A 22,371-nucleotide genomic window follows, 5' to 3' on the forward strand; every position below is an offset into this window, starting at 1 on the left:
CGACTTATAAACCTTGCAGCACCATGCGTATCACCTGAGCCATCAGTTGCTCCGTCTTTTCAAGAGACGACCCGTCTTGCTTTGTAAGCAAAAGGTGGTCGACTTTACTAAGAAAGACATTATCTACGAGATTGTCTAAGACCAACACCGTCAAGCCGTGCATCGCCGACCAGAGCGTCAACGTCAGCATCTCTGCCGACGTCTCGTGTTCAATCTCTCCGGCGCTCTGTGCCGCTGCGATGCCCTGTAACACAATCTGAAGCGCGGCTTCGGCAGCCAGCTCCACGGCCTCACGACTGTTGCCGCTATCGCGGTCTGTTTCGCGTAAGTCTGTTCGGAACATGAGGCGGTAGGTCGCGCGATGTTCCAAGGCGAAACGCACGTACGCGCTACCAAGGGCGATGGTGCGCGCCAACGGGGTTCCCTCGGTCTTGTCATACGCCGATTCGAGCGAGGCCTCCAGCTTTTGAAATCCTTCGATGGCCAGCGCCGCAATGAGGTCGGCTTTATCTGCAAAATGATTATACGGGGCGTTATGGCTCACGCCCGCCTTCCGCGCCACTTCACGCAGGGTCACGTCCGGGGTGTCACGCTCAGCAATGAGTTGCAAAGCTGCATCGAGCAATGCACGCCGCAGGTCGCCATGATGATAGGGACGTGTTTCCTGGTTCGTACCGACACCTCTTCCCAACGGTAACGATGTTCGTCTTCAAGGATAGCACACGCGAATATTGACACTGTCTATTTTGGACGATATCCTAGCACATGTTGACATCGTCCAGATCGATGGCCCGCTATATTGCAACACATTCTAGGGCGAAGGAAGCACTCTCCCGATCACGGGATTGCATGCGTCAAAAGCGCCACCGTCCAAAGGAGATGTATTGGTCGATGTCGACCTTCTTGTACAGGGTGGGCCAACAAGCCTATCGGAACCCCTGGCGCTTCATCGTCGGCTGGGTCGTCATTTTAGGCATCCTCGCCACGTTATTGGGTGTCAACGGCGTCCATATAAGCAACAACATGACCATTCAGGGCACCGAGGCACAGCAGGTTTTGGATAGGCTGCATCGCGCCATGCCCAAATTGTCCGGGGGACAGGGCAGCGTGGTATTTACCGCACCGAAGCGTGAGCGGCTGGACACCCCCCAGCGTTTAGCGGCGCTTGCCCGGGTTGTCCGTCGCGTCGATCATCTTCACGACGTCGTCAACCCTGCCAAAGGAACCCCATCGGCTCAAAATACCGCGAAACCGGAGCGTTCTCTTTCTCGCACGGCTGCGTTCGGCGGTCATCGCGCACGCTATGGCCCATTGATGGATCACGGGGTGCCCATCCCGGGTGTAATCGTGTCATCCAACGGCCGGGTGGCTCTGTTTCAGTTCCAGTTTACCGTGCCCAATACCTCGGTGTCCTCAACGCTTCTTAGCACGATCGTTCGTGACGCGAAGTCGGCGCAGCATGGGACCGGCATTACGGTGTTGCCGACCTATTCCCTTCAGCAACAAGTCCCCCAAGAAGGATCGACAGACCTCATCGGGTTAGGTGTGGCGGCCATTGTCCTTCTCGTCACGCTAGGCTCCGTCGTGGCAGCGGGGCTTCCTATACTCATCGCGCTGGCGGGCGTGGGCGTCGGTGTGGGCGGTGCTCTGGCGTTTTCAAAATTCTTCCCGGTCGTCAACATCACCCCGGTGTTGGCCCTCATGATTGGATTGGCCGTGGGAATCGACTACTCTCTCTTTATTGTCAATCGGCAACGGCGGTTGATGATCAACCACGGGCTGAATGCGCAAGAGGCTCTGGGCCGCGCGGTGGGCACCGCCGGCACAGCCGTGCTTTTTTCCGGCAGCACGGTGGTTATTGCCTTGTGCGCCATGGTCGTGATGGGTATTCAGTTCATGTCTGTCATGGCGTTGGTCGCCGCTGCCACGGTTGCCATCACGGTGCTGTTGGCGTTGACGTTGCTTCCCGCATTATTGGGTCTGATTGGCGAGCGAATCCGTGGGCGCGCACAGGGCACGAAACAGAACCAAAGCCGGCCGCGGTGGGCGCATAAATGGGTACACGGCGTCATTACCGGCCGCTGGCTCGTCATTGTCGGGGTGGTGGTGCTGCTCGGGGCCGCGGCAATCCCGAGCACAAAAATGAAGCTCGGGTTCCCGTCGGGGGCGACGGCGAACTTGAACACCGCATCACGTCAAAGTTACGACGCGATTTCCTCGGCATTTGGGCCCGGATTTAACGGCCCGCTGTTGGTGGTCGCCCAACCTCGCGGCAGCTCACAGAAGATTACCCCCACGGTGCTAAGCCGTCTGGTGCTAGGCGTGCAGAAGGTCGGCGATGTTTCCCTAGTGGCGCCGATGGGGATCAGCACGCACGGCACATTAGCCGTATTGAGTGTCATACCAAAATCCGGGCCGAATGCGCAAGCCACCATCAACTTGGTGAAACATTTGCGGTCCCGGGGCTTGCGAGTTGCCGCAAACAACCATCTCGCTCTTGGGGTGACGGGGATGACCGCTCTCAACATCGACATGTCGGCCAAGTTAGCCCATGTCTTCCCCATCTACGTGAGCATTATCGTCATCCTGTCATTCCTCATTTTGTTGCTAGTGTTTCGTTCCATAATGGTCCCCCTTAAGGCGACGGTGGGATTTCTGCTCGGCATTTTGGCGACCTTCGGCATGTCCACGGCGGTGTTCCAATGGGGCTGGTTCCATGCCGCGTTGGGTTTCGACACCGGGGGACCCCTGTTGAGTTTTTTGCCCATTCTGGTGACAGGAATCCTATATGGCCTGGCCATGGACTATGAAATGTTCTTGGTCAGTTCTATGCGAGAATCACATGTGCACGGCCATCGGGGCACCGCCAGCGTCATTGATGGGTATGACCAAGCAAGCCGTGTCGTGGTGGCTGCCGCCACGATTATGGTCTCTGTCTTTGCCGGGTTCATCTTTAGCCCAAACATCGAAATCAAACAAATCGGGTTCGCCCTGGCGTTGGGAATCTTGATTGACGCCTTCATCATCCGGCTTACGCTGGTCCCAGCCGTAATGGCCCTGTTGGGCGACAAGAGCTGGTGGATTCCCCAGTGGCTGCATCGTAGACTGCCTAATCTCGACGTCGAGGGTGATACGTTGGTGGCCGCGCTCAGGGCCCAGGACGGGGAGCCGGGAGCCATCTCGAATCAGACGCGCGCCTTAATACTGGCGGTCGCAGCGGCGTGGAGCGCCCGCCACGGGGCGCGTCCCGGGGCCACGCTCGAGGAAGAGGAGCGACTAAAAAAGGCTTTGGAGTTGGTACGCACGATACTGGCCCGGGGGGATAATACGACCCCGGAAGCCGCCCCGGAATAGTCCCTGGGTGATACCGGCGATGATTTCTGCGCCATCTGTGACGAGTGGCGGCCCCGGATGCGAATCTTGTTAAAAGGCCACGGGCACCCTCTCCACTTTGGAGGGGGTGCCAAGTTGGAGACGTTCAGATTATTGGGCCTCCGAGATGGGAGGGCAATCCCCGTTACGCGGGTTTGGGAGCCCGAATGTTTTAATGACACCGCCGTTCGCGGTGCAGCCGGTCGCCGACAATGTGGTGCCTCCAATCGTGATGAGGCCACCGTAGGCAAATACGTCTGGGCAGAGCCCCTGACCATTCTCGGCGCCGCCAAAGGCACCACCCAAGCCGCCTTCCACCTGATTGTCCGTGAACTGGCAGTGGGCCATATGCACGATGCCGCCATCGTTGAAAACACCGCCTCCGATGCCGGCACCCCCGCCGCCGCCTGCCCCAGCGCTCCCGCCGGGTTCGCCCCCAGCGCCGCCACCGAAGCCACCAGGCCCGCCGTGTGCGTTTTGGAAGCCCAAAGTCCGACCTCCGCCGCCACCACCACCACCACCACCGCCAAACCCGCCTGGTCCACCGTTGCCACCGGCTGACGCAGCGGCACCACCACCGCCGCCACCGCTGCCGAAGCCACCTGCACCCCCATCGGTCCCTTCGCCAAAACATGACGTGTACCCGCCGCCTACCCCGCCCGCGGGTCCGCCACCCTGGCCGCCGGTGTCACAGAACTCTAGAGACAGCGGATAAAACGAGCCGCCGCCGTCACCGCCGACGGCGGAATTGGAGCTCACCACGGCCTGGACGAGTGTGGCCCGCCCTGTATTGTACAGCGCGCCTCCGAGCCCTGCTCCTCCGCCACCACCGCCACCCGCACAATCCTGGTTCCCAGCGTAGGTGCTCGTGCACGGAGACGTGGCCCCGTTCTCTCCGTTCGCCACGTTGTGCGTAAGTGTACTGTTTCGGACCATCACAAACCCGTGGTTCATGATGCCAGCGCCCTGCGATCCCCCGCCTCCCGTAATCGTCACTCCGAACAATGTGAGGCGACCGCCCTGGGTGACGGTGATGACGCTCGCGGTGGACAACCCTGAAATAATCACGGAGGCGCCATTGGCTTCCGGGTCGCCGATGATGGTCATGTTGCCAGAGACGACGAGCGTACCCAAGGTCATGTGGTATTCGCCAGCGGGCAATTGAATGATGTTATGGCCACGCCTCCCCCGGCAACCTGCCACGGTGGACCCCGTGTTGGCGGCCTCCACCGCAGCTCGGAGCGAACACTCGGTCCCGCTTAGGGTGTCCTCTTGCGTTTCAACGACAATCATGCCACGGTTTTCACGCATCTTTGCACACTCCTTGTTCCAGAAAGATAGTCAATGGGCCATGGCCGCCTTGAAGATGGTCTAAGGCTCAGGCGTATCCTATTCTGGAAAAATTAGGATCGTGCGAGTTCCGTCCAGAAAAATGGCCTGAGCAGGAAAATGATGCCGGCGGGCCGCGATCGCATGACCTCCGAACCTGCACCGGGACTGGGATCCCGTGAACCGATCGGCGTTGTTGTGCGAATGAAGGGGTAAGACGTGAATCCCTGCCGCTCATTCCGACGGACCAAGAAATGAGGCGCTCGGCCGAACCTCCGCCAGATTGAAGACCATAATGCGTTTGAGGAATTGTATCTTGCGGTTTCGCCCGGGGAATACCGCTATCTGACAAATCGGGAGCTGCCCGACGACGTTGTGGAGGAAACGCTTTAGAAGACCTTTCTGGCCATCCGGCGCGATGCGGGGGCGTTTCGCGGAGGGTCGCTTTATGCATCCCATGCACAGAAAAGAGATGAATGAGTCAATGAAGGGTTCTAACATGGAATATTAGGCAAGGCGGAAGTCAAAGGCGGATTTCAAAAATCACCGACACGCTTGTCTTCCACAATCTCGATGCTAGCTGGGTGTGGCACGATGCGTCGGGAGCCCCTCCGAACAGCGTGGCGCGGTGCACGTCGTTTCCTCCTGCGGTGACCTCTGCCCTCTCCTGGATACGCCATCATGAACCGGTGCAGTCCGTGGTGGCATTACCCGATATTGCTTCCGAACAGTCGATGGATCCATATCTCTATCTATAGACCGACTTATTATCAATGTAAAATCTTAAGAGCAGCGATTTATGCGGGACGAAGTGGAATCTGCGTCGGAAACGTACATGAGACGGTGCCTTAAATGGGTCGCTTCTCCCCAATATCGGTCCTGATGTTGGCACTTGTGGGAGCTTTGTCAAGAGAGTACGACTGGTTAGCTTGAACGAACTGGAGTGTTCCTCGGGCAAATAGCTTCTGGAACCGCCCGGAAGGGACACCCCGCTAAACTGGCTCCCGCGAAGGCCACCCCTTCAAAAATAGGTTCGGTGCTCAGGACCTTTCCGGGGACGTAACGCGGGACAGCAGCAATCGGACCGCATGGACTAACAGCGCGCCCATCGGTTGGCCTTGATAGATGATGAAACGGTCCCGGCGATGGACACCCCGCTTGTTTAGGGACTCTTTGGCCGCTTGGGCAACCTCTTTCAAGTCGCGGGAGGTCATGGGAAGTGGAGCTTCCCGTGGCTGATACGTGGCGCCGATAGGGAAGTCTCGGCCGGCCGTGCGGGTCATCTCGATATGACAGCCCATGACGCGACTAATAGGTACGGCATCCACGAAGGCCGATAGCCTCTCCAAACTTTGGCGGAAGGCTTCGCTGTCTTGGACATAGAGGCGCCCAGGATAAACAGTATCACCGGTCAGTAGAAATTCTGTATCGGGATCATAGACGGCGATGGACGCTTTTTGATGACCCGGAATAGGGAATACGGTTAATATCCTTCCGCCTAAGTCGAACAACGCGCGCCCTTCCGGCCAGGACGTGAGCCCAAAAAACTTCGCGACGTCCTCCGGGGAATGGGGGACGATGGTGGTGTGAGCCCGGTCGTGGAACTGTGCGTCTCCGGCCACGTGGTCTCCATGAGCATGGGTGTGTGCCACGATCAGCTCATAGGGTTCCGCATGGGGATGGCTGGATAACCAACTCGCCATCAGGTCGTCGACGGTCTCGCGAAGGGGAAAGCGGGCCGGGTCTCGTGTCGCCCCGGTATCGAATAAGATGGCCCTCACCGATCCAAAGAGGAGATACAAGAAGGGGGCCTCATACGACGTACGCTTGCTCTGGCGGAGAATTACCGTGTGGTGGCCAATCCAGAGCACCTGAATGGGCGGTTCTCCCTTTCGGCCATAATTCCATACAAGCTGGTCCACTTCCATGGGGCTCTCCAATGGGCTCACCTCTGGTGTTGCCGGGGCGTGACGGGCACCTTGGCGCATTTGCTCTCATTGTAGCAGGACCCATGATTGGCTTTCTATATGAGCGGCATTATTTTAGTTGCATAAGTACGGGGCTTTGTTCCGAAGAAAGCTCCGGTGGGGTTTCGGATTTCAGGATTCATGAGGGGAGGTTTCGATTTCGACAATTCTTTTCGGCGGTAAACGTGAGCGTCCGGATATGCGGGGGTTCTTCCGCGTCCCAAGCGAAGAGCATCCGTCATTTGGTACGAACGGCGAACGCTAGAGTCCCGTGCCGACGCCATTTTAGGAAAGCGAGGGGCGGTGACCGCCCCTTTGCCGCTATTCCTGCAAATAGAGGACCAGCATATGCCGGCGGAAGGCTTTCAGGCCCACAATCCCCAAGGCCACCGTAAAGATTCCAAAAATGATAGCCGCGTGGGACAGCCACGCTAACGTCAAATGAACGTGCAACCATCCCAAGAAGAAGGGGACGAGAAGAATGGCCACCGAGAGCATCGTGACCAGGTAGGCAGCCCGTTGATCTCCGACCCTAAGGGCGACGAACGTCCCCACGATCGATGTGTACAAGGCTAGGCCGGCCGAGAAAGCGAGCGCAATCAGGCGTCCTGTACCGGTCGCTAAAAACAACCAATGGAGACCATTGCCACTCAATGCCGCCGCCACCAGCAACTGGACCCCCATGGATAAAATAGCGGCAACATAGCCGACCAGCGAGGAAATCAGCACTTTGGCGCCAAAAATGGCCCACTCCGGAAGGCGCGTGGTCAAGAGATAGTCCAAGGTATGGCCGACCCGCTCGTGCAATACCATATCGGGGGCCGTTTGGGATACCATCACCACGGTGGCAAAGAGCACAAATAGAGCCCGAAGGAGGGTGACCAAAGCCGCGCTTTCGACCGCTGTGGACCCATGATGGTGGGCTGTCGACAAGGTCGGCAAGATGCCAAAAGCCAACACCACGAGCGCAAAAATTCGTAGAAAACGCTGGTTCCCGAAGAGCTCAAAGAATTCTTTCCACAGCATGGTGCTTAAATCACGCATGGTCTTCACCTCCGAGAAGTCGCAAGTATTCCTCTTCCAACGAGACCTGTTCCGGAACGACGGCTCGCACCCCGATCTGAGCCTCGACGAGACGGGAGACCAATATCTCCACATCATCGACTTGGCGCATCGTTGCCCGCCACTCGCGACCGCCTAAAAAGTCGAGTCGGGTTCCCTCGGGTAACGGCAAATTCCGAAGAGAATGCGGGTCGCCTCCGGATAAGGTGAGGCGGACGGTGGGTACCTCTGCCTGGCCTAGGCTGTTGGGATTCCCCATGGCGACTAGCCGGCCGGATTGGATGATAGCGACCTGATCGCACATGCGCTGAGCCTCACCCAAGAGGTGTGTGCAGAGAAATACCGTGCGGCCCGATCCCTGAGCCAGAGACACCAGGAGCTCCCGCACCATGACGATACTCGCCGGGTCGAGACCGGCGGTTGGTTCATCTAGGATTAATAAGTCAGGGTTCGCCATGAGGGCGCGGGCCAGCCCTACCTTCTGACGCATGCCCTTACTGAACCCGGAGATGCGGTCATTCCGTCGATCCCAGAGTTCCACGCGTTGCAACAGTTCCTTAATCCGGTCGCCCCGCTCATGCATGGGAATCCCTGCGATCCGGGCGGCCAATTCGAGGTTCTGGGCGGCGGATAGACGGTCGTAAAGCCCCACATTGTCTAGCATGACCCCCGAGCGCGACCGGACCTCGGCCCCATGAGAGATGGGATCCAAGCCCAACACCGCGACGGATCCGGATGTTGGCGCGAGCATTCCCACCATCATGCGCACCGTCGTGGTTTTTCCGGCACCGTTCGGTCCCAGAAATCCAAAGACACTGCCGCGCGGCACGGCCAAATCCAGGTTGGACACGGCTTGGCGGTTCCCAAAGCGTCGGGAGAGTCCATGACACTCGACCGCATACTGTTCCATGACTTCAACGTCCTCTCCGAAGGAAGCGGACTAACGCTTTTTGGCCGGATCTCTGTCCCGAACCGTGCCCCGGTTAAGTCGCCCGGCGCGTTTAAGCGCATCCACCAACAGAAATTCGATCTGCCCGTTCACACTACGAAGTTCATCAGAAGCCCAACGTTCCAGAGCGTCGTAGAGTTCGGGGTCCAGTCTCAATAAAAACCGCTTTTTTTCCGACACTAGGTATACAGAGTTCCCGCGTTGACCACGGGTTGGGCGGCTTGATCCGAGGCCAGGACTACCATTAAATTGTTGACCATCGACGCCTTACGCTCCTCATCCAAATCGACGAGACCGCTGGACAACAAATTGTCCAAGGCCATGTGCACCATTCCCAGTGCCCCATCCACAATCGTTTGCCGGGCCGCGACAATCGCTTGAGCCTGTTGACGCCGAAGCATCGCCTGGGCAATTTCGGCCGCATAAGCTAAGTGGGCCAGCCGAGCCTCCATGACTTGGACCCCAGCAATCTTGAGCCGTTCTTGCAATTCTTCGGCTAAATCATGAGCCACCACGTCTTGGCTTCCGAGTAGAGTCACGCGATCCGGAACGCCATCATATGGGTGGGTTCCAGCCAAGGCTCGGATAGCGGTTTCGGCTTGCATGCGGACGAAGGACTCCACATCGTCCACGTCAAACACCGCTTGAGCCGTATCTTGGATGCGCCACACAACAACCGCTGCAATTTCTACGGGATTGCCGTCGGCATCGTTAACTTTGAGCGTGTCACTGGTGAAGTTGCGAACACGCCGAGAAACGCGGCGCCGCGCGGTGAAAGGGTTGGTCCAATGCCAACCACTCAGGGACACGCTCCCGACGTATTGGCCGAAAAAGGTTAGGACACGGCTTTCGTTCGGCTGCACCACAAAAAAACCGCGCGCTATCAATACGAAGAGAATTACCAATACGGCGGACCAGGGGCCGGGATGATACCGATATGACAAAATCAAAGCAACTAACACGAGGGCTTCGAGCCCAATTATGGCGAATCCGGGAACGCACCAAGCGTGGGTCTCCTGAGTACGAACCATAGTTATCACTTCTTCCACAAGGATGATATCACAGTGATATCACAGCACGTCGTTCGCCGATTGTCAATGAAATAATCACCCTCACTCGACCGCGGCGTAAGCTCCTGATGGCGATGGTAGGCCGGCCACGAGCAACGAGGGATGGATGGGGGACTGCCTTTATTTTCACGGTTCCCTGCCTCGGAGAGGCAACCCCAAAACGTTGGGTCACCCCCCCCCCGATGTTGGCTAAATCTAAAGTGGTCGAGCTGTTCCTGGATGGTGCGCCGTTCGTTGTTGTCGGGAAAGGCATGAACCGTGCCTTATGGAAAGCGTTGCGTACACATCTCGCGCCCATATGACATAGGGTCCAGCAACCGTAACCGTGGAACGGTTAGCACATCGGTCGGCGGGGGCTACGAGTATTGCCGACGATCTTGCGCGGTACATTTGTCCCCTGGGACGCCAAGCAAAGTAGTCATTTAGAGGGCCTCTCTTGTGAAAGAGGCGCTTAAGGCATTTGGGTTCAGATAGACCACCAGAGATAAGTAAGGCCGTGGCCAGAAGCCATTCGGTGCCGGGATACTGGCGGATGCCACGACGACGGCGTGCAAGCGTTGCAGTGGTATGCTCGGTTGTCGGTCCGGACATCACCATCCCTCAAAATGCGGTGCTTGGATAGAGACGTTTCGGCGTCGCGAAAGAACCAAAGTTCATATGCGTTGTCGGTGTTGTTGATGACGGTCGGCTTTATCGGAACCCTCTGGCTGGTGAGCGCGGTGGCCTGGGCCCTTCACAGTATTTATGCGGTCGTCCTGGTTGGGGTGGGGATTTTCGCGATTAGCGTTATCACCAGCAGCGTCCCCCAGCTTAAGAAGTTTTCGCCGCTGACTTATATCAGCGATACGTCGCCTCATCCCCACACGGCGCAAGTGTGGGAGCATCTGGCCATTATGGCCGTTGTCACAGGTGGTCTGGCGATTCTCGCGTTGTGGGTGGCCAGCCGCCATGAGTGTGTGCCTTAACATGGGAGGGGTCAGATATGAGTGACGGCAATGATGTATTGGTTGTGACAACCCCGATGGTGGCGTCGATGACAGTCCTACGGACGTTGGGGTCGGTGTTTGGGGTGGTGGTGCGCAGCCGTGGATTGGGTGGCAATGTCGTGGCAGGGCTGCGGTCATTGGCCGGCGGTGAAATCAAGGAGTATACTGACATGTTGGAGCCAGCGCGCGAGCACGCCCTCAGCCGGATGAAGACGAAAGCCGCCGAGTTGGGCGCGAATGGCGTCGTGGCCATGCGCTTCGACTCCTCAGAATTGGGTAAACCATGAGCGAAATCGTGGCATACGGCACGGCCGTGGCGTTGGAACCGATGGAGGCTGCACAGCGGGACAGTCGGGACATCCACGAGGGCCCCTGAGGACAGCGGTGAGCCCAGTACGCACTCGGCAGTATGCGGCTCTCGAACATGGGCTGGCGGCAACGGCCGCGGCAAGACAGAAACCACAGTTGCCACGAACTAGCGGTCCGGGACAATGAGTCACACGGAGGCGGTCAAAGAATGGCAAGAAGTCTGGAAGTGCAGTGGACCTTAGGGTCCACCCGGGTATTCGGCACACTGACGATGCCGGAGGGCCCCGGACCTTTTGCGGCGGTTGTGATGGCTGCCGGCAGCGGCCCGACCGATCGTGATTGGAAGTCGCCGCTGCTTCCCGGCCATAACGGCAGTGCACGGCTCTTGGCGGAGGCCCTGGCGGATGCCGGTTATGCCTCGCTCCGCTACGACAAGCGGGCCGCAGGACCCCATGCAGTAGAAAATATGCAGGTGCTGGCGGGTTCTTTGAGCATGGAGTCGCACCGGGAGGAGTACGCCGGTGCGGTGAGCCTGCTGGCTTCCCGGCCAGACATTCGTGCCGAGGCGATTGTTGGACTAGGCCACAGCGAAGGCACGCTCCATGTCCTTCACTATCAGTTGGAACGGCCATCAGTTCCCCTGGCCGGAATGATTTTGGCCGCGCCTCCGGGACGTGCGGTGGGCGTCGTGGCACGGTGGCAATTGGCGGCGCAAGCGGCGGCGATCCCCCACGGCGATGCGCTGCTGGACTTATACGATCAGGCTATTGCGCGATTTTTGGCGGGTCGGGCGGCAGAGCCGGATTCGACCCTGCCCGATGGGGTGAAGCAGTTGATTGCCGGACTCGAATCGCCTGCGAACCTGCCGTTTTCCCGGGAATTGTGGGGAGCCGAGTCCGCGAGTCTCGTGGCCCAGGTTGCTGTGCCGACATTGATTGTGACTGGCAAAAAGGACATCCAGGTCGACTGGGAGCTGGATGGCGCGCCGCTCGAGGCGGCGTCCCAAGGCATGTCCCACATCACACTGAGGTATCCGGATCACGCCAATCATGCGCTAAAGTACGAGCCGAAAGGCCGTTCCACGTTAAATGCAGCAGATGTCGCAGCCGCCTACAACGCCGGGAACGTCCAACTCGATCCCGAAACGCTGACGATGATTCTGGATTGGCTGCGAAGCAAAATTCCACAGCCGTAGCCAAGCGTGAGGAACGGGGAGGACTCGGATCACGTCGGACAGCTTATCCACTGTTGGGTCGCGGTTGGTCTAAAAAATCCTGTCATGACGCGACCCGTTCGATGGTAGCGGTCTTTTGGACGGAGACTCGCCTCACACCATGCTGGCGATGTCCGCATGGATGAACTGGGATAAGAGAGGTCACAGTGGTGGTTAGAGTCCTCGGACCACTCTTGGTCTTGGCTATAGCAGGATTGCTTACCTCGTCCGTTCCCCTTTCTCGGTCACAAGTTTATTACGGATACGATATTCGGAACAGCGAAAAACTTTTGTTGAGTAGGGCTTTACAGAGTCAGAGAATTTTGTCATAATACGCCAAACCGATGAACGAGAAGAATTTTTTGAGCGTTTACAGAAAGCCGGAACGATGAAAGCTGGCAACGCTTGAAGAATCCGATTCCACTCGGGAGGATATCGACGAGGAGTCGATCGAGCCGGCGGTCCGGCAAATCAAGTGGGCGGATCTTTCCGCCAATTAGGGTGGCACCGCGGTGTATACCGTCCCTAAGTCGGGGGCGGATTTTTTATTCCCCCACCGGCAAAAAACACTAAGGAGGTCGACCATGCACATCTTGTTACCCGGCCCCACCCCTATCCCCGAAGCCGTCCAAGAAGCCCTGATTCGCGCCATGAGCGATCACCGTGGCACGCTCTTTGGCCAAGTCGACGTTAAGGTCCGGACGGAGTTGGCGACCTTGCTGGGGGCTCCCACTAAAGATCACATCGCCATCCTTCCCGCCTCCGGCACCGGGGGTCTGGAAGCAGCCTGTGAAAATTTGTTAAGTCCGGGCGACCGCGCATTGGTGGTGGAAACCGGCCTCTTTGGCCGTCGCTTCCGGGAGGTGGCAGAAGCTCACGGGGTAGACGTCGAATGTGTCGAGATCCCCTGGGGGCAAGCCTTTAATCCCCAAGAAATCGCGGAACGTGTGAGACAAAAGCCGTATCGCGCCATTTTGGTCACCCACAATGAAACCTCCACTGGTGTTCTGAATCCGGTTGAAGCCCTGGCCCAGGCGATCGGAACGGATCCGGGAGCACCCCTCATGATTGTCGACAGCATTAGCGGGGTCCCCTCCATTCCCCTGACTCTCGGTCCAGGACTTGACGTCATCATCGCTGCATCACAAAAAGGCTTCATGTGTCCTCCGGGGCTGGCCATATTGGCGCTCTCGGAACGTGCTCGCCAGTCCGTTGTGTCCGACACTAGGCCCGGCCGCTTCTATTTCGACCTTCGGCCCTATTTATCCGGGCGGCTTCCTTATACGCCGGCAATTGGGCTCTGGCACGCCTTGCATGCCGCGCTGGGGCTTTTACGCGCGGAAGGGGCTTTTGCGCGCCTTCAGCGCCATCGTATGTTGCGAGATATGGTGCGGCATTTTGCCCGAGCCGGCGGTCTCACTCTTTTGGTGGAGGATGCGGTCGCCTCACCCACCGTCACCGCGTTGGGGCTCCCCTCGGAAATGAATCCCGGTGACCTCCGGCGACATTTGGAAAACGCTGGACTCCAAATTGCGGGGGGGCTCGGGCTCTGGCACGAACGTGCCATTCGTATTGGCCACGTGGGCCATGTTGATCGGGCGGACCTTGCCGCTGGGCTGACTCTCATGGCACCGCATCTTCCTCATTCGGAGCAAGCGCTGGCCGCCATGATTCCCTTTCTGAAGGAGGCATAGAGGATGACACGCCGACGCATTTTAGTGACGGAATCCTTGGGCCCCAAAGGCCTTGAATATCTTCGTGAGCGCGCCGAAGTCGATGCCTATGACCTACTGCCCCCCGAACAGCTTCCTGAGTTGATGGGTCATTATGATGCAGTCATTATTCGCTCCGCGCATCGCCTGACCCGAGAGCTACTGGCCAACAAGCCGCGGTTGAAGGTTGTAGCCCGTGCAGGGGCCGGGGTAGACAACGTCGACCTCGAAGCCGCCACCGAGTTTGGCATCGCCGTCATCAACGCCCCGGGAGCCAACGCGATTGCGGCCGCCGAACACACCTTCGCCCTGATGCTGGCCACCATGCGAAACGTCCCCTCTGGCAACGACCACGTTCGCCAAGGAGGATGGGATCGCGCCGCATTCTTGGGACGCGAGCTTTATGAGAAGCGCCTTGGGATTATTGGCTTAGGGCGGGTGGGACGACAGGTCGCCCGCATCGCCCATGGCTTTCGCATGCCCGTAGCCGCCTTTGACCCCTTCCTTGCCACGGAGATTTTCCGGGCCCACGATGTCGAGGAGTTTACCACCCTTGATGATCTCTTGCGATGGGCCGAAATTCTTACCATTCACACGCCGAAGTCGGGACCCAAGCTTGGTCTGCGCGAGCTCTCTCTGCTTCCAGTGGGCGCCGTGGTCATGAATGTGGCTCGAGGCGGTCTCATCGATGAGGAGGCTTTGGCTCATCTGCTGGAAACCGGTCGGATTCACGCAGCGGGCGTGGATGTCTTTAGCCATGAGCCGCCCCAACGGGAGTCCCCTCTATTGCGGGCGCCCCATGTCGTCGTCACCCCGCATTTGGGCGGGTCGACCCATGAAGCCATGGTAGAGGTCGGACTCATGACCGCACGTGGCGTGCTGCAAGCACTCGAGAATCAAACCCCATCCAACCTGGTCAACGTTCCCATCCCCGACTTGCCGGACGAAGACTTAAAAGCCCTGGACCGAGCGATGCGTATTCTCGGCCGAGTTTTCTCGAGACTGAATCCCAAGGTGCACGGTCCCCTGGTTCTGAGCGTGGGATCCTCCCTCTCCTCCTCGGTCATCCCTTGGCTCCGTCAAGCGGCATTGGCCGCCTTTTTAGACGACCGCCTGGATGAACGCGTCAACACCATAAACGCCTTGCTGGTCGCTGAACAACAAGGGCTGACATTGTTGGTCGAAGAATCGCCTCTCAGGACCACCGCAAGCATTGCACTCCGATGGGAGGGCAGGCCCGAAAGCGAAGTGGCCTTCTCCATCGAACCTCAGGGACAAGTGGTGCTGCGCACCCTGGCAGGGATACCCATGGAGATGCCGTGGCCCGAAATTGCCCTGGTGACGCGACACCATGACGCGCCCGGCGTCGTCGGCCGCGTCGGTACGGTGGTGGGTCAATATGACGTGAATATCGGCCAGCTTCACCTGGGCCGCCGATCCGCCGGCGATGAGGCGGTTATGGTGTTGACTTTAGACGCCCTGCCACCGGAAGAATTGCTTTCCGCCTTGGCGGCACAGCCCGGTATCGGCTCCGTGTATCGCTTTTCCGACGCCTAGCGATCAACGAACCTCCCCCAACTGTTCGGCTCGTTGGGAGGCCGCCACCACCGCATCTTGAATCATCGTCGGCCAACCGCCTTGCTCCAACACCTGCAACAACGCTTCAGTAGTTCCCCCGGGCGAGGCGACCATTGAAATCCAGTCTGACAATGGGTCGTCGGAGCGGTCCCGTGCTAACCGGGCCGCTCCCTCGACCATACGGCTAACCAGATCCCGAGTCCGTTCAGCGTCGGCGCCCAGCTTCTCGCCGCCCGCGATGAGCGCTTCTAATAGTAGAAAAATGTAAGCCGGACCACTGCCCAAGAGCGCCGTATAGGGGTCCATCAATGATTCCTCAATAACTGTCACGGTCCCAAACTGTCGCAAAAGAGCGAGCACTCGCTCCTCAGCCTCGGCTGTCAGCCCGGAAAATGCTGCCAGAGTCGTCGAAGCCCCCACGGCTGCGCACACATTAGGCATGATGCGCACCAGCGGATGCCCCACGCCTAACGAGCGTATCCGATCCATCGTCCAACCAGCCACAGGTGAAATAACAATTGCCGACTCGTCTAAGTACGGCTGAATGCGCGCTAAGGTCTCTTCCATGTCCTTGGGCTTGACGGTTAACACGACGACATCGGCGCCCGCCACGCGCGCGGGTTCGAAGCTCACAGCACGATCCCAATAAGCGCCGTCCCAGAGATGGCGATGGGCGGTCGAGCGGGCCACGACGTCGACAACCGCATCTATAGGTGTGCGGTTCCAACCCTCCCACAAGGCATGGGCCAAATGGCCAGAGCCTACCATCACAATTCTCTGCATGCTCTCATCCTTTCTCCGCAAGCCGCAAGAAATACAAAAAACCCGCCACCCTCTAAGGGCGGACGGGCCGCGGTACCACCTTAGTTACCGGCCAAAACGAGCCGGTCGCTCTCTCCCGATATCGGGGGTTGCCGTGTTGCGCGTATTTAGAACTGGGACGGGCACGGCTCCCATGGCCTTACACCAACGCCACTCGCTTTGGGGAGCGGAAATGCCCTCGGGTCCTACGCAACAAATCTGTTGCGCGAATTATAAAGCAACGAGCCCGTGTCGTCAAGAAATTGTGAAGGGGCGGGCAAAGCCGCGCCCCTTTCTATGCGAACGTGTTAGGCGGCTCGGTTGCCGAAATGCCCTTCGGCGTCCGTCTGATGGCTTAGAGCATTCCAGAGGCCGCCCACCAGCATCGCGGCACCGATAACCATGGTGACCCAAAGAGCCCACGTATGGCTCGCGAAGCCATAGAAGAAGGGCATCAAGCCCAGGTAGAGGCCAAACAGCGCCTCCAGCCAGTACCGCCAAGCACGACGGGCACGATCAACTAAGGCCCAAACGCTCCCGATCAAGGTGAGTCCTCCTAAAATGATGGCCGTCCAGAGATAGGCGTTCGAATTCATGGGGTTCAACGCCCAAGCGGAAACGACGAACCATGCACCGAATATTGCCATCAATACGTTGCGCCATGTCACCTCGAAACACCTCCTCATCTTTGGCAGCTTTTCGCTGCTTCTAACTTTGTTATAGTACCTTCCTTTATCACTGTTAAGTCCTCCTAGCCCGTTTTGCGGAGAAGTTCCGGCATTCCCTTTCACTTTCTTACACCCGGCGCGTCATCTCAGAATCTTTTGCGTTCGCGCTCCCGCTATCGTGGAATCTCACCGGCTGGAAAGAGAACATCTTGAAGATTCGGGGCGTTTAGGGTACATCTTGAATAGAAAAAAGGAGGCGGGCTGATGGCAGCGGGCATTCAATATATTATTCGGCTTCACATGCAACGTGAGGTCGTTCCCTTTCGTCAGCTGGTGGAACTGGTTGACAATCTTGGCGGCGACATCATCGCTCTTGACTTGGTGCGGGCAGAGGATGAGCAAACCGTGCGCGACTTGACGGTGGTCATGCCATCTCCCGACCATCTGATACAATTGGAGGACGCGCTGGAGCAGCTGCCCGGCACCTCCATCGAGAATGTCTCAGATCGGACCTTTCTCATGCACCTGGGCGGCAAAATCGAGATCCATCCCCGCATCCAGGTCAAGACCCGCGCCGATTTGTCTCACGTCTACACCCCAAACGTAGCGCGCGTCGTCGAGGCAATTGCCCAGGATCCATCCAAAGCCTTTCAGTTGACAATGAAACGTAATACCGTGGCCATCGTCACCGACGGAACCGCCATTTTAGGTCTGGGCCATTTGGGACCGAAAGCAGCGCTGCCAGTAATGGAAGGAAAGTCGGTGCTCTTCAAGTGGCTCGGCCAAGTTGACGCTGTGCCCATTTGCCTCGATACCACCGATACCAATGAGATTATTGATACCGTCGTACGTATCGCGCCCGCATTCGGCGGCATCAATCTGGAGGATATTGCGGCGCCCCGGTGCTTCGAGATCGAGGAGGCGCTGACGAAAAAGCTAGATATTCCAGTGTTTCACGACGACCAACACGGGACAGCCATTGTCATTCTCGCCGGATTATTGAATGCCGCACGAGTAGTCGGGAAAGAATTGAAGGATTTGCGCGTCGTCGTCTCCGGGATTGGCGCGGCCGGCACAGCAGCCACTGATCTGCTGCTCGAAGCAGGCGTCACCGACATTGTTGGCTATGATCGCGAGGGACCGCTGCTGCGCACCCGTGAGTACCCCCATCGTCCGTCCTGGAACCGCTATGCGGCCCGCACCAACCCGCACCTCCGCGACGGCTCCTTGCATGACCTGATGAAGGGCGCGGATGTGTTCATCGGCGTTTCCACAGGAAACCTCTTGACGGTCGAAGATGTGGAAGCCATGGCTCCCGATCCAATTCTTTTTGTGATGGCCAATCCGGACCCTGAAATACAACCGGAGCTCGTGCAGGCGAAAGTCCGGGTGCTGGCCACCGGACGATCCGACTATCCTAACCAAATCAACAACGTGCTTTGCTTCCCCGGCCTCTTCCGAGGCCTGTTGGACAGCCGGGCACGGAGCATCACCACCCGCATGAAGCTAAAGGCTGCGGAAGCCATTGCCAGTGTGGTACGACCCGAAGAACTGTCCGCGGAGTACATTATTCCGAGCGTGTTTAATAAGGAAGTGGCCTTGCGGGTCGCACAAGCCGTTTCCCGGGCAGCGGAAGAAGAAGGGGTCGCACGTCGCGCCACGTCCAGCCTGCACTGATTGTGGCACGTTTCTTCGGGAACAATGAAAACAGGTGATGGGAAAGGATAAGGACAAAATCCCAGCGATATGGAACGTGTGACAAAGGATATGCCAACCTTGTTGTTGGTCAACCCGCACTCGCGCCGCGGCAAGCAAACCTTTGAACGGCTATCGGACGAGCTGGGAGATGTTCTCAATTTACGCGGCAGCGCGCTAACCACGTCTGCGGACGACATGTCCCAGCGCATTCGCGAGGGTCTCGACGGAGGCATCCGCCGCTTCATCATTGGCGGCGGTGACGGAACGCTCTCTCACGCTGCGGATGTGTTGGCAGGCTCTAACGGTGTGTTGGGCGTGCTGCCGCTCGGCACCGGCAACACCTTTTCTCATGGATTGGGCCTCCCCGCCACCCTCCCCCACCTGTTGAAGCTTTTGGCGGAGGGACCGGTAGCCCGCTATGACGTCGGGTTGGCGGAGAAAGACCACTCGCATAAGATTTTCCTCAACAGCCTTACCGTGGGTTTTAGCGAGCGCCTGGTAGAGCTCTTGTCGCGAGAAGTGAAGGACCGTTTGGGCTACCTGGCCTGGATTGTGGCCTTCCGCCACGCCCTGGCCGGGACCCCCACCATGCAAGTGGCGCTGTCCTGGCCCGATGGTCACGACGAATATCAGACCCGTCAACTAATGATTGTCAATGGCCGCACCATTGCAGCCGGCATCAGCGCGACACCCATGTCGTCAGGGCAAGACGGTCTGCTGGAAGTCTTCCGCCTCGGCGATCCCTCGCTCGTTTCCATCGTTCGCTTAGGCACGAAACTCCTGACCGGACGCCTGCTCACCGACCGGGAAGCGCATTATGCAGCGGTGAAGGAGGTCTCCGTCCGCACCAATCCTGCGCTCCCGGTCAACATTGATGGGGAAATCTGGAAAAATACGCCGCTCGCATGTCGTGTCATCCCCGGCTCGCTTTTGGTCATCACCCCATCCAGCCAAGGGCAGTCTCCGGATCGCTGGCCCTTGGTGACGCGAACGCTAGGCGGACCGAGAACCCTCATGCCGCGATTTCGCACGTATTCCACCGAGTCCAGCCGCAACCTTAAATGACTGAGAGGCCGGGATAGGCGCTCACGCCCTCATTGGCCGCATATTCCATAAAACGCGCCCGCAGATGCCGCGTCAGCGGCCCGGGCCGTCCGTCGCCAATGAGTCGTCCGTCGCAAGAGACGGCAGCAATAATCTCCGCGGCTGTTCCGGTCAAAAAGCATTCATCGGCGTTATAGAGTTCGTGGACGGTGAAGTTCTCCTCCACGACGGGAATGCCTTCCCCGCGAGCTAACTCCATGACCACGCTGCGCGTAATTCCCGGCAGAATTCCCGCCGACCGCGGCGGTGTCACGAGCATTTCGTTCCGGACAATAAAGATATTGTCGCCCGTTCCCTCCACCACATGACCCAACTGATTCAGCAATACCATTTCTGGAACGCCACGCTGCGCCGCCTCCACTTTGGCCAGCACACTATTCAGGTAGTTCAAGGACTTAACCTGCGGGTTGAGCACATCGCCGGAGGGCCGGCGACTGGAAGCCGTAGCCACCGGCAACCCAGACTCGTAGAGGGATTCAGGAAACAGCTGAATCTGATCAGCGATAATAATCACGGTAGGCTTGGGGCATTGGCGCGGATCCAAGCCCAGATCGCCGGGCCCACGCGACACCACCAGTCGGATGTAGGCATCTTTGAGATGATTGGCCCGGACCGTGGCCAGCACCGCCTCCGCCATTTGCTGGCGGGTTTCGGGAATGGTGAGCCAAAGGCTTTTTGCCGACTGATAGAGGCGACCTAAGTGGTCCTCCAGACGAAAAACACGCCCCTGGTACGCGCGGATCCCCTCAAAAATGCCGTCCCCATACAAGAACCCATGATCGAAGGGAGAGATCCGTACCTCCTCTTCGGGCACGAGGGCGCCGTTGAAATACAGCAGACGTTCCATGTTGCACATCCTTTATATATGAAATCAGGACTTTAGCCTTCGATAACCTCGGACAGGCTTTTGCCGCTGGGAACCATCGGGAAGACCATCTCATTGGGATCGATAGCGACCTCCAACAACGCGGGCCCTTGAGTTGCCGGCAGCGCCTCAAGCGCGGCCTCCAACTCTTCCATCGAAGTCGCCGTCATTCCGGCTATGCCAAAGACACGCGCGAGGTCCACAAAATCCGGATTGGTTAGCGCCACCCCGTGACGGCGGCGCCCGTGGAACAAATCCTGCCATTGGCGCACCATGCCGTGACCGCCATTGTTCATCACCACGATGGTGACGGGAACTTGGTATTGGGCCACGGTGGCCAGCTCCTGCAGATTCATCTGCAGGCTGCCATCCCCCGCGATGAGCACCACCCGGCCCGTTCCGGCCCGTGCGAGACTGGCGCCAATGGCGGCGGGAAGCCCGTATCCCATCGTCCCGGCTCCACCTGAGGTGATGAAGCTGCGCGGCTTGGCACGGGGCACAAAGAGTGCCGCCCACATCTGATGCTGGCCCACGTCGGTAACAACCACGTCCTGGTCGTTGAGCCGATTGGACAGAGCCCGCAAGGCAGCCGCCGTTGAGAGACGACCCGATGGAGCCTCGGGAACCTTGAGGGGGTGTTCTGTTTGCCACTGGCGGATGGTCTCCAGCCACTCGTCATGGAGTGCCTCCGGAACCAAGCGATCCAGGATGGGCAGCACCTCCCGCAAATCGCCCTTCAGGGTGAGGTGAGGCGTCACGATTTTGTTCCGTTCGCTGGCATCCACCTCAACATGAACAATGTGCGCATGCGGAGCGAAAGAATCAATGCGTCCGGTCACACGATCGTCGAAGCGTACGCCCAACGCGAGAATCAAATCGGCCGCCTGTACGGCGTGATTGGCGGCAAAGGTGCCATGCATTCCTAGCATGCCAAGGCTCAACGGATGGTTTGCGGGAAATGCGCCGATGCCCATCAACGTCGTGGTGACCGGCACCTGGTATCGTTCCGCCCAGGCCTGAATCCATGGGGCAACCCCGCTTGCCACAACGCCTCCACCGACATACAACACCGGGCGGCGAGCACGCCGCACGTAGGCAGAAAACCGAGCGGCCTCTAAAGGCGAGAGGCGCCAAGGCTCCGACGGGAGCTGTACCTTTTCCGGACCCGGCCGGGATTCCTCCGCCATCTGCACATCCTTTGGCAACTCGACTAATACCGGCCCCGGACGACCACTGGAGGCCACGCGATACGCCGCCCGGATGATCCGACCGACCTCGTCGACCTCGCTGACTTTCCAGCTGTGCTTTACCACCGGCAAGGCCATGGTAAACACATCGGCTTCTTGAAAGGCATCTGTTCCAATCAGTCCCGTGGGCACCTGACCCACCAATACCACCAGCGGGGTGGAGTCAGTCATGGCGGTCATCAGTCCCGTCAAGGCGTTGGTTCCGCCGGGGCCCGAGGTCACCAGCGCAACCCCGGGCGTCCCGCCTGCACGGGCGAAGCCATCGGCCGCATGAATGGCTGCCGACTCGTGACGTGTGACAATGAAGGCCATGTCCTCCGTTTGCGAGAGCGCGTCCACCAGCGGCAAAACCGCGCCCCCGGGGACGCCGAACACCGTATGCAATCCAAGTTCACGAAGGGTATGCCATACCCGCTCTGCCCCTGTCATCGACTCTCTCCC

At 58.6% G+C, this 22,371-nt stretch carries 19 protein-coding genes; 8 read left to right on the plus strand and 11 right to left on the minus strand.

All coding sequences use genetic code 11. The features are described from left to right. Positions 1-4: 4 nt before the first annotated feature. Entirely contained in the window at positions 5-691 is a 687-nt protein-coding gene (locus HIJ39_RS04850; RefSeq protein ID WP_169097295.1) for a TetR/AcrR family transcriptional regulator, read from the minus strand. A 200-nt stretch (positions 692-891) separates the two neighbouring features. On the opposite strand from HIJ39_RS04850, the gene HIJ39_RS04855 reads away from it, so the two are divergent. Beyond that, complete coding sequence (locus HIJ39_RS04855; protein WP_169097297.1) at positions 892-3,354, plus strand: MMPL family transporter; 2,463 nt, start codon at positions 892-894, stop codon at positions 3,352-3,354. Positions 3,355-3,483: 129 nt separating this feature from the next. Here the strand turns inward: HIJ39_RS04855 and HIJ39_RS04860 are convergent, their stop codons facing one another. The 6 genes from HIJ39_RS04860 to HIJ39_RS04885 form a co-directional block, all read right to left on the minus strand. Continuing rightward, the gene (locus tag HIJ39_RS04860; RefSeq protein WP_169097273.1) at positions 3,484-4,683 is read right to left on the minus strand and encodes a hypothetical protein; all 1,200 of its coding nucleotides are present in this window, start codon (positions 4,681-4,683) and stop codon (positions 3,484-3,486) included. 1,058 nt (positions 4,684-5,741) lie between these two features. Then, positions 5,742-6,629, minus strand: a complete 888-nt coding sequence (locus HIJ39_RS04865; RefSeq protein WP_207711482.1) for an MBL fold metallo-hydrolase — start codon at positions 6,627-6,629, stop codon at positions 5,742-5,744. A 360-nt stretch (positions 6,630-6,989) separates the two neighbouring features. Beyond that, the gene (locus tag HIJ39_RS04870; RefSeq protein ID WP_169097301.1) at positions 6,990-7,712 is read right to left on the minus strand and encodes an ABC transporter permease family protein; all 723 of its coding nucleotides are present in this window, start codon (positions 7,710-7,712) and stop codon (positions 6,990-6,992) included. Next, on the minus strand, positions 7,705-8,640 hold the full coding sequence (locus tag HIJ39_RS04875; RefSeq protein WP_169097303.1) for an ABC transporter ATP-binding protein: 936 nt from the start codon (positions 8,638-8,640) through the stop codon (positions 7,705-7,707). The genes HIJ39_RS04870 and HIJ39_RS04875 overlap by 8 nt, the downstream gene beginning before the upstream one ends. Positions 8,641-8,670: 30 nt before the next feature. Then, the gene (locus HIJ39_RS04880; protein WP_169097305.1) at positions 8,671-8,859 is read right to left on the minus strand and encodes a ribbon-helix-helix domain-containing protein; all 189 of its coding nucleotides are present in this window, start codon (positions 8,857-8,859) and stop codon (positions 8,671-8,673) included. Then, entirely contained in the window at positions 8,859-9,710 is an 852-nt protein-coding gene (locus HIJ39_RS04885) for an SPFH domain-containing protein (RefSeq protein ID WP_169097307.1), read from the minus strand. The genes HIJ39_RS04880 and HIJ39_RS04885 overlap by 1 nt, the downstream gene beginning before the upstream one ends. A gap of 653 nt (positions 9,711-10,363) precedes the next feature. On the opposite strand from HIJ39_RS04885, the gene HIJ39_RS04890 reads away from it, so the two are divergent. The 5 genes from HIJ39_RS04890 to HIJ39_RS04910 all read left to right on the plus strand — a co-directional run bounded on the left by HIJ39_RS04890 (position 10,364) and on the right by HIJ39_RS04910 (position 15,526). Then, positions 10,364-10,714, plus strand: coding sequence for a hypothetical protein (locus HIJ39_RS04890; RefSeq protein ID WP_169097309.1), 351 nt, complete (start codon positions 10,364-10,366; stop codon positions 10,712-10,714). Positions 10,715-10,731: 17 nt separating this feature from the next. After that, a complete protein-coding gene (locus HIJ39_RS04895; protein ID WP_420824561.1) occupies positions 10,732-11,022 on the plus strand; it encodes a heavy metal-binding domain-containing protein in 291 nt (96 codons plus the stop codon). 230 nt (positions 11,023-11,252) lie between these two features. Beyond that, complete coding sequence (locus tag HIJ39_RS04900; RefSeq protein WP_169097311.1) at positions 11,253-12,239, plus strand: alpha/beta hydrolase; 987 nt, start codon at positions 11,253-11,255, stop codon at positions 12,237-12,239. Between the two features lie 602 nt (positions 12,240-12,841). Continuing rightward, positions 12,842-13,951, plus strand: a complete 1,110-nt coding sequence (locus tag HIJ39_RS04905; protein WP_169097313.1) for a pyridoxal-phosphate-dependent aminotransferase family protein — start codon at positions 12,842-12,844, stop codon at positions 13,949-13,951. Positions 13,952-13,954: 3 nt separating this feature from the next. After that, on the plus strand, positions 13,955-15,526 hold the full coding sequence (locus tag HIJ39_RS04910; RefSeq protein WP_169097315.1) for an NAD(P)-dependent oxidoreductase: 1,572 nt from the start codon (positions 13,955-13,957) through the stop codon (positions 15,524-15,526). 3 nt (positions 15,527-15,529) lie between these two features. Here HIJ39_RS04910 and HIJ39_RS04915 read toward each other — a convergent pair whose 3' ends face one another. Together HIJ39_RS04915 and HIJ39_RS04920 are read right to left on the minus strand one after the other, a co-directional pair. Then, positions 15,530-16,330 (minus strand): pyrroline-5-carboxylate reductase family protein, encoded by an 801-nt coding sequence (locus HIJ39_RS04915; RefSeq protein WP_169097317.1) that lies wholly within the window; start codon positions 16,328-16,330, stop codon positions 15,530-15,532. A 326-nt stretch (positions 16,331-16,656) separates the two neighbouring features. After that, positions 16,657-17,016 carry an SPW repeat domain-containing protein gene (locus HIJ39_RS04920; RefSeq protein WP_338055078.1) on the minus strand — a complete coding sequence of 120 codons (360 nt, stop codon included), beginning with the start codon at positions 17,014-17,016 and terminating at the stop codon, positions 16,657-16,659. Between the two features lie 264 nt (positions 17,017-17,280). On the opposite strand from HIJ39_RS04920, the gene HIJ39_RS04925 reads away from it, so the two are divergent. Further along, entirely contained in the window at positions 17,281-18,693 is a 1,413-nt protein-coding gene (locus HIJ39_RS04925; protein WP_169097321.1) for an NAD-dependent malic enzyme, read from the plus strand. A gap of 69 nt (positions 18,694-18,762) precedes the next feature. Beyond that, positions 18,763-19,779: a diacylglycerol/lipid kinase family protein gene (locus tag HIJ39_RS04930; RefSeq protein WP_169097323.1), complete on the plus strand. Its 1,017-nt coding sequence runs from the start codon at positions 18,763-18,765 to the stop codon at positions 19,777-19,779. Here HIJ39_RS04930 and ilvE read toward each other — a convergent pair. Both ilvE and ilvB read right to left on the minus strand, forming a co-directional pair. Continuing rightward, entirely contained in the window at positions 19,772-20,665 is an 894-nt protein-coding gene (gene ilvE / locus HIJ39_RS04935; protein WP_169097325.1) for a branched-chain-amino-acid transaminase, read from the minus strand. The two genes, HIJ39_RS04930 and ilvE, sit on opposite strands and share 8 nt — an antisense overlap. Before the next feature lie 32 nt (positions 20,666-20,697). After that, positions 20,698-22,359 (minus strand): biosynthetic-type acetolactate synthase large subunit, encoded by a 1,662-nt coding sequence (gene ilvB / locus HIJ39_RS04940; protein WP_169097327.1) that lies wholly within the window; start codon positions 22,357-22,359, stop codon positions 20,698-20,700. Positions 22,360-22,371: the final 12 nt, after the last annotated feature.

Origin of the sequence: Sulfobacillus harzensis, from assembly GCF_012933365.1 — a bacterium.
GTDB lineage: Bacteria > Bacillota > Sulfobacillia > Sulfobacillales > Sulfobacillaceae > Sulfobacillus_B > Sulfobacillus_B harzensis.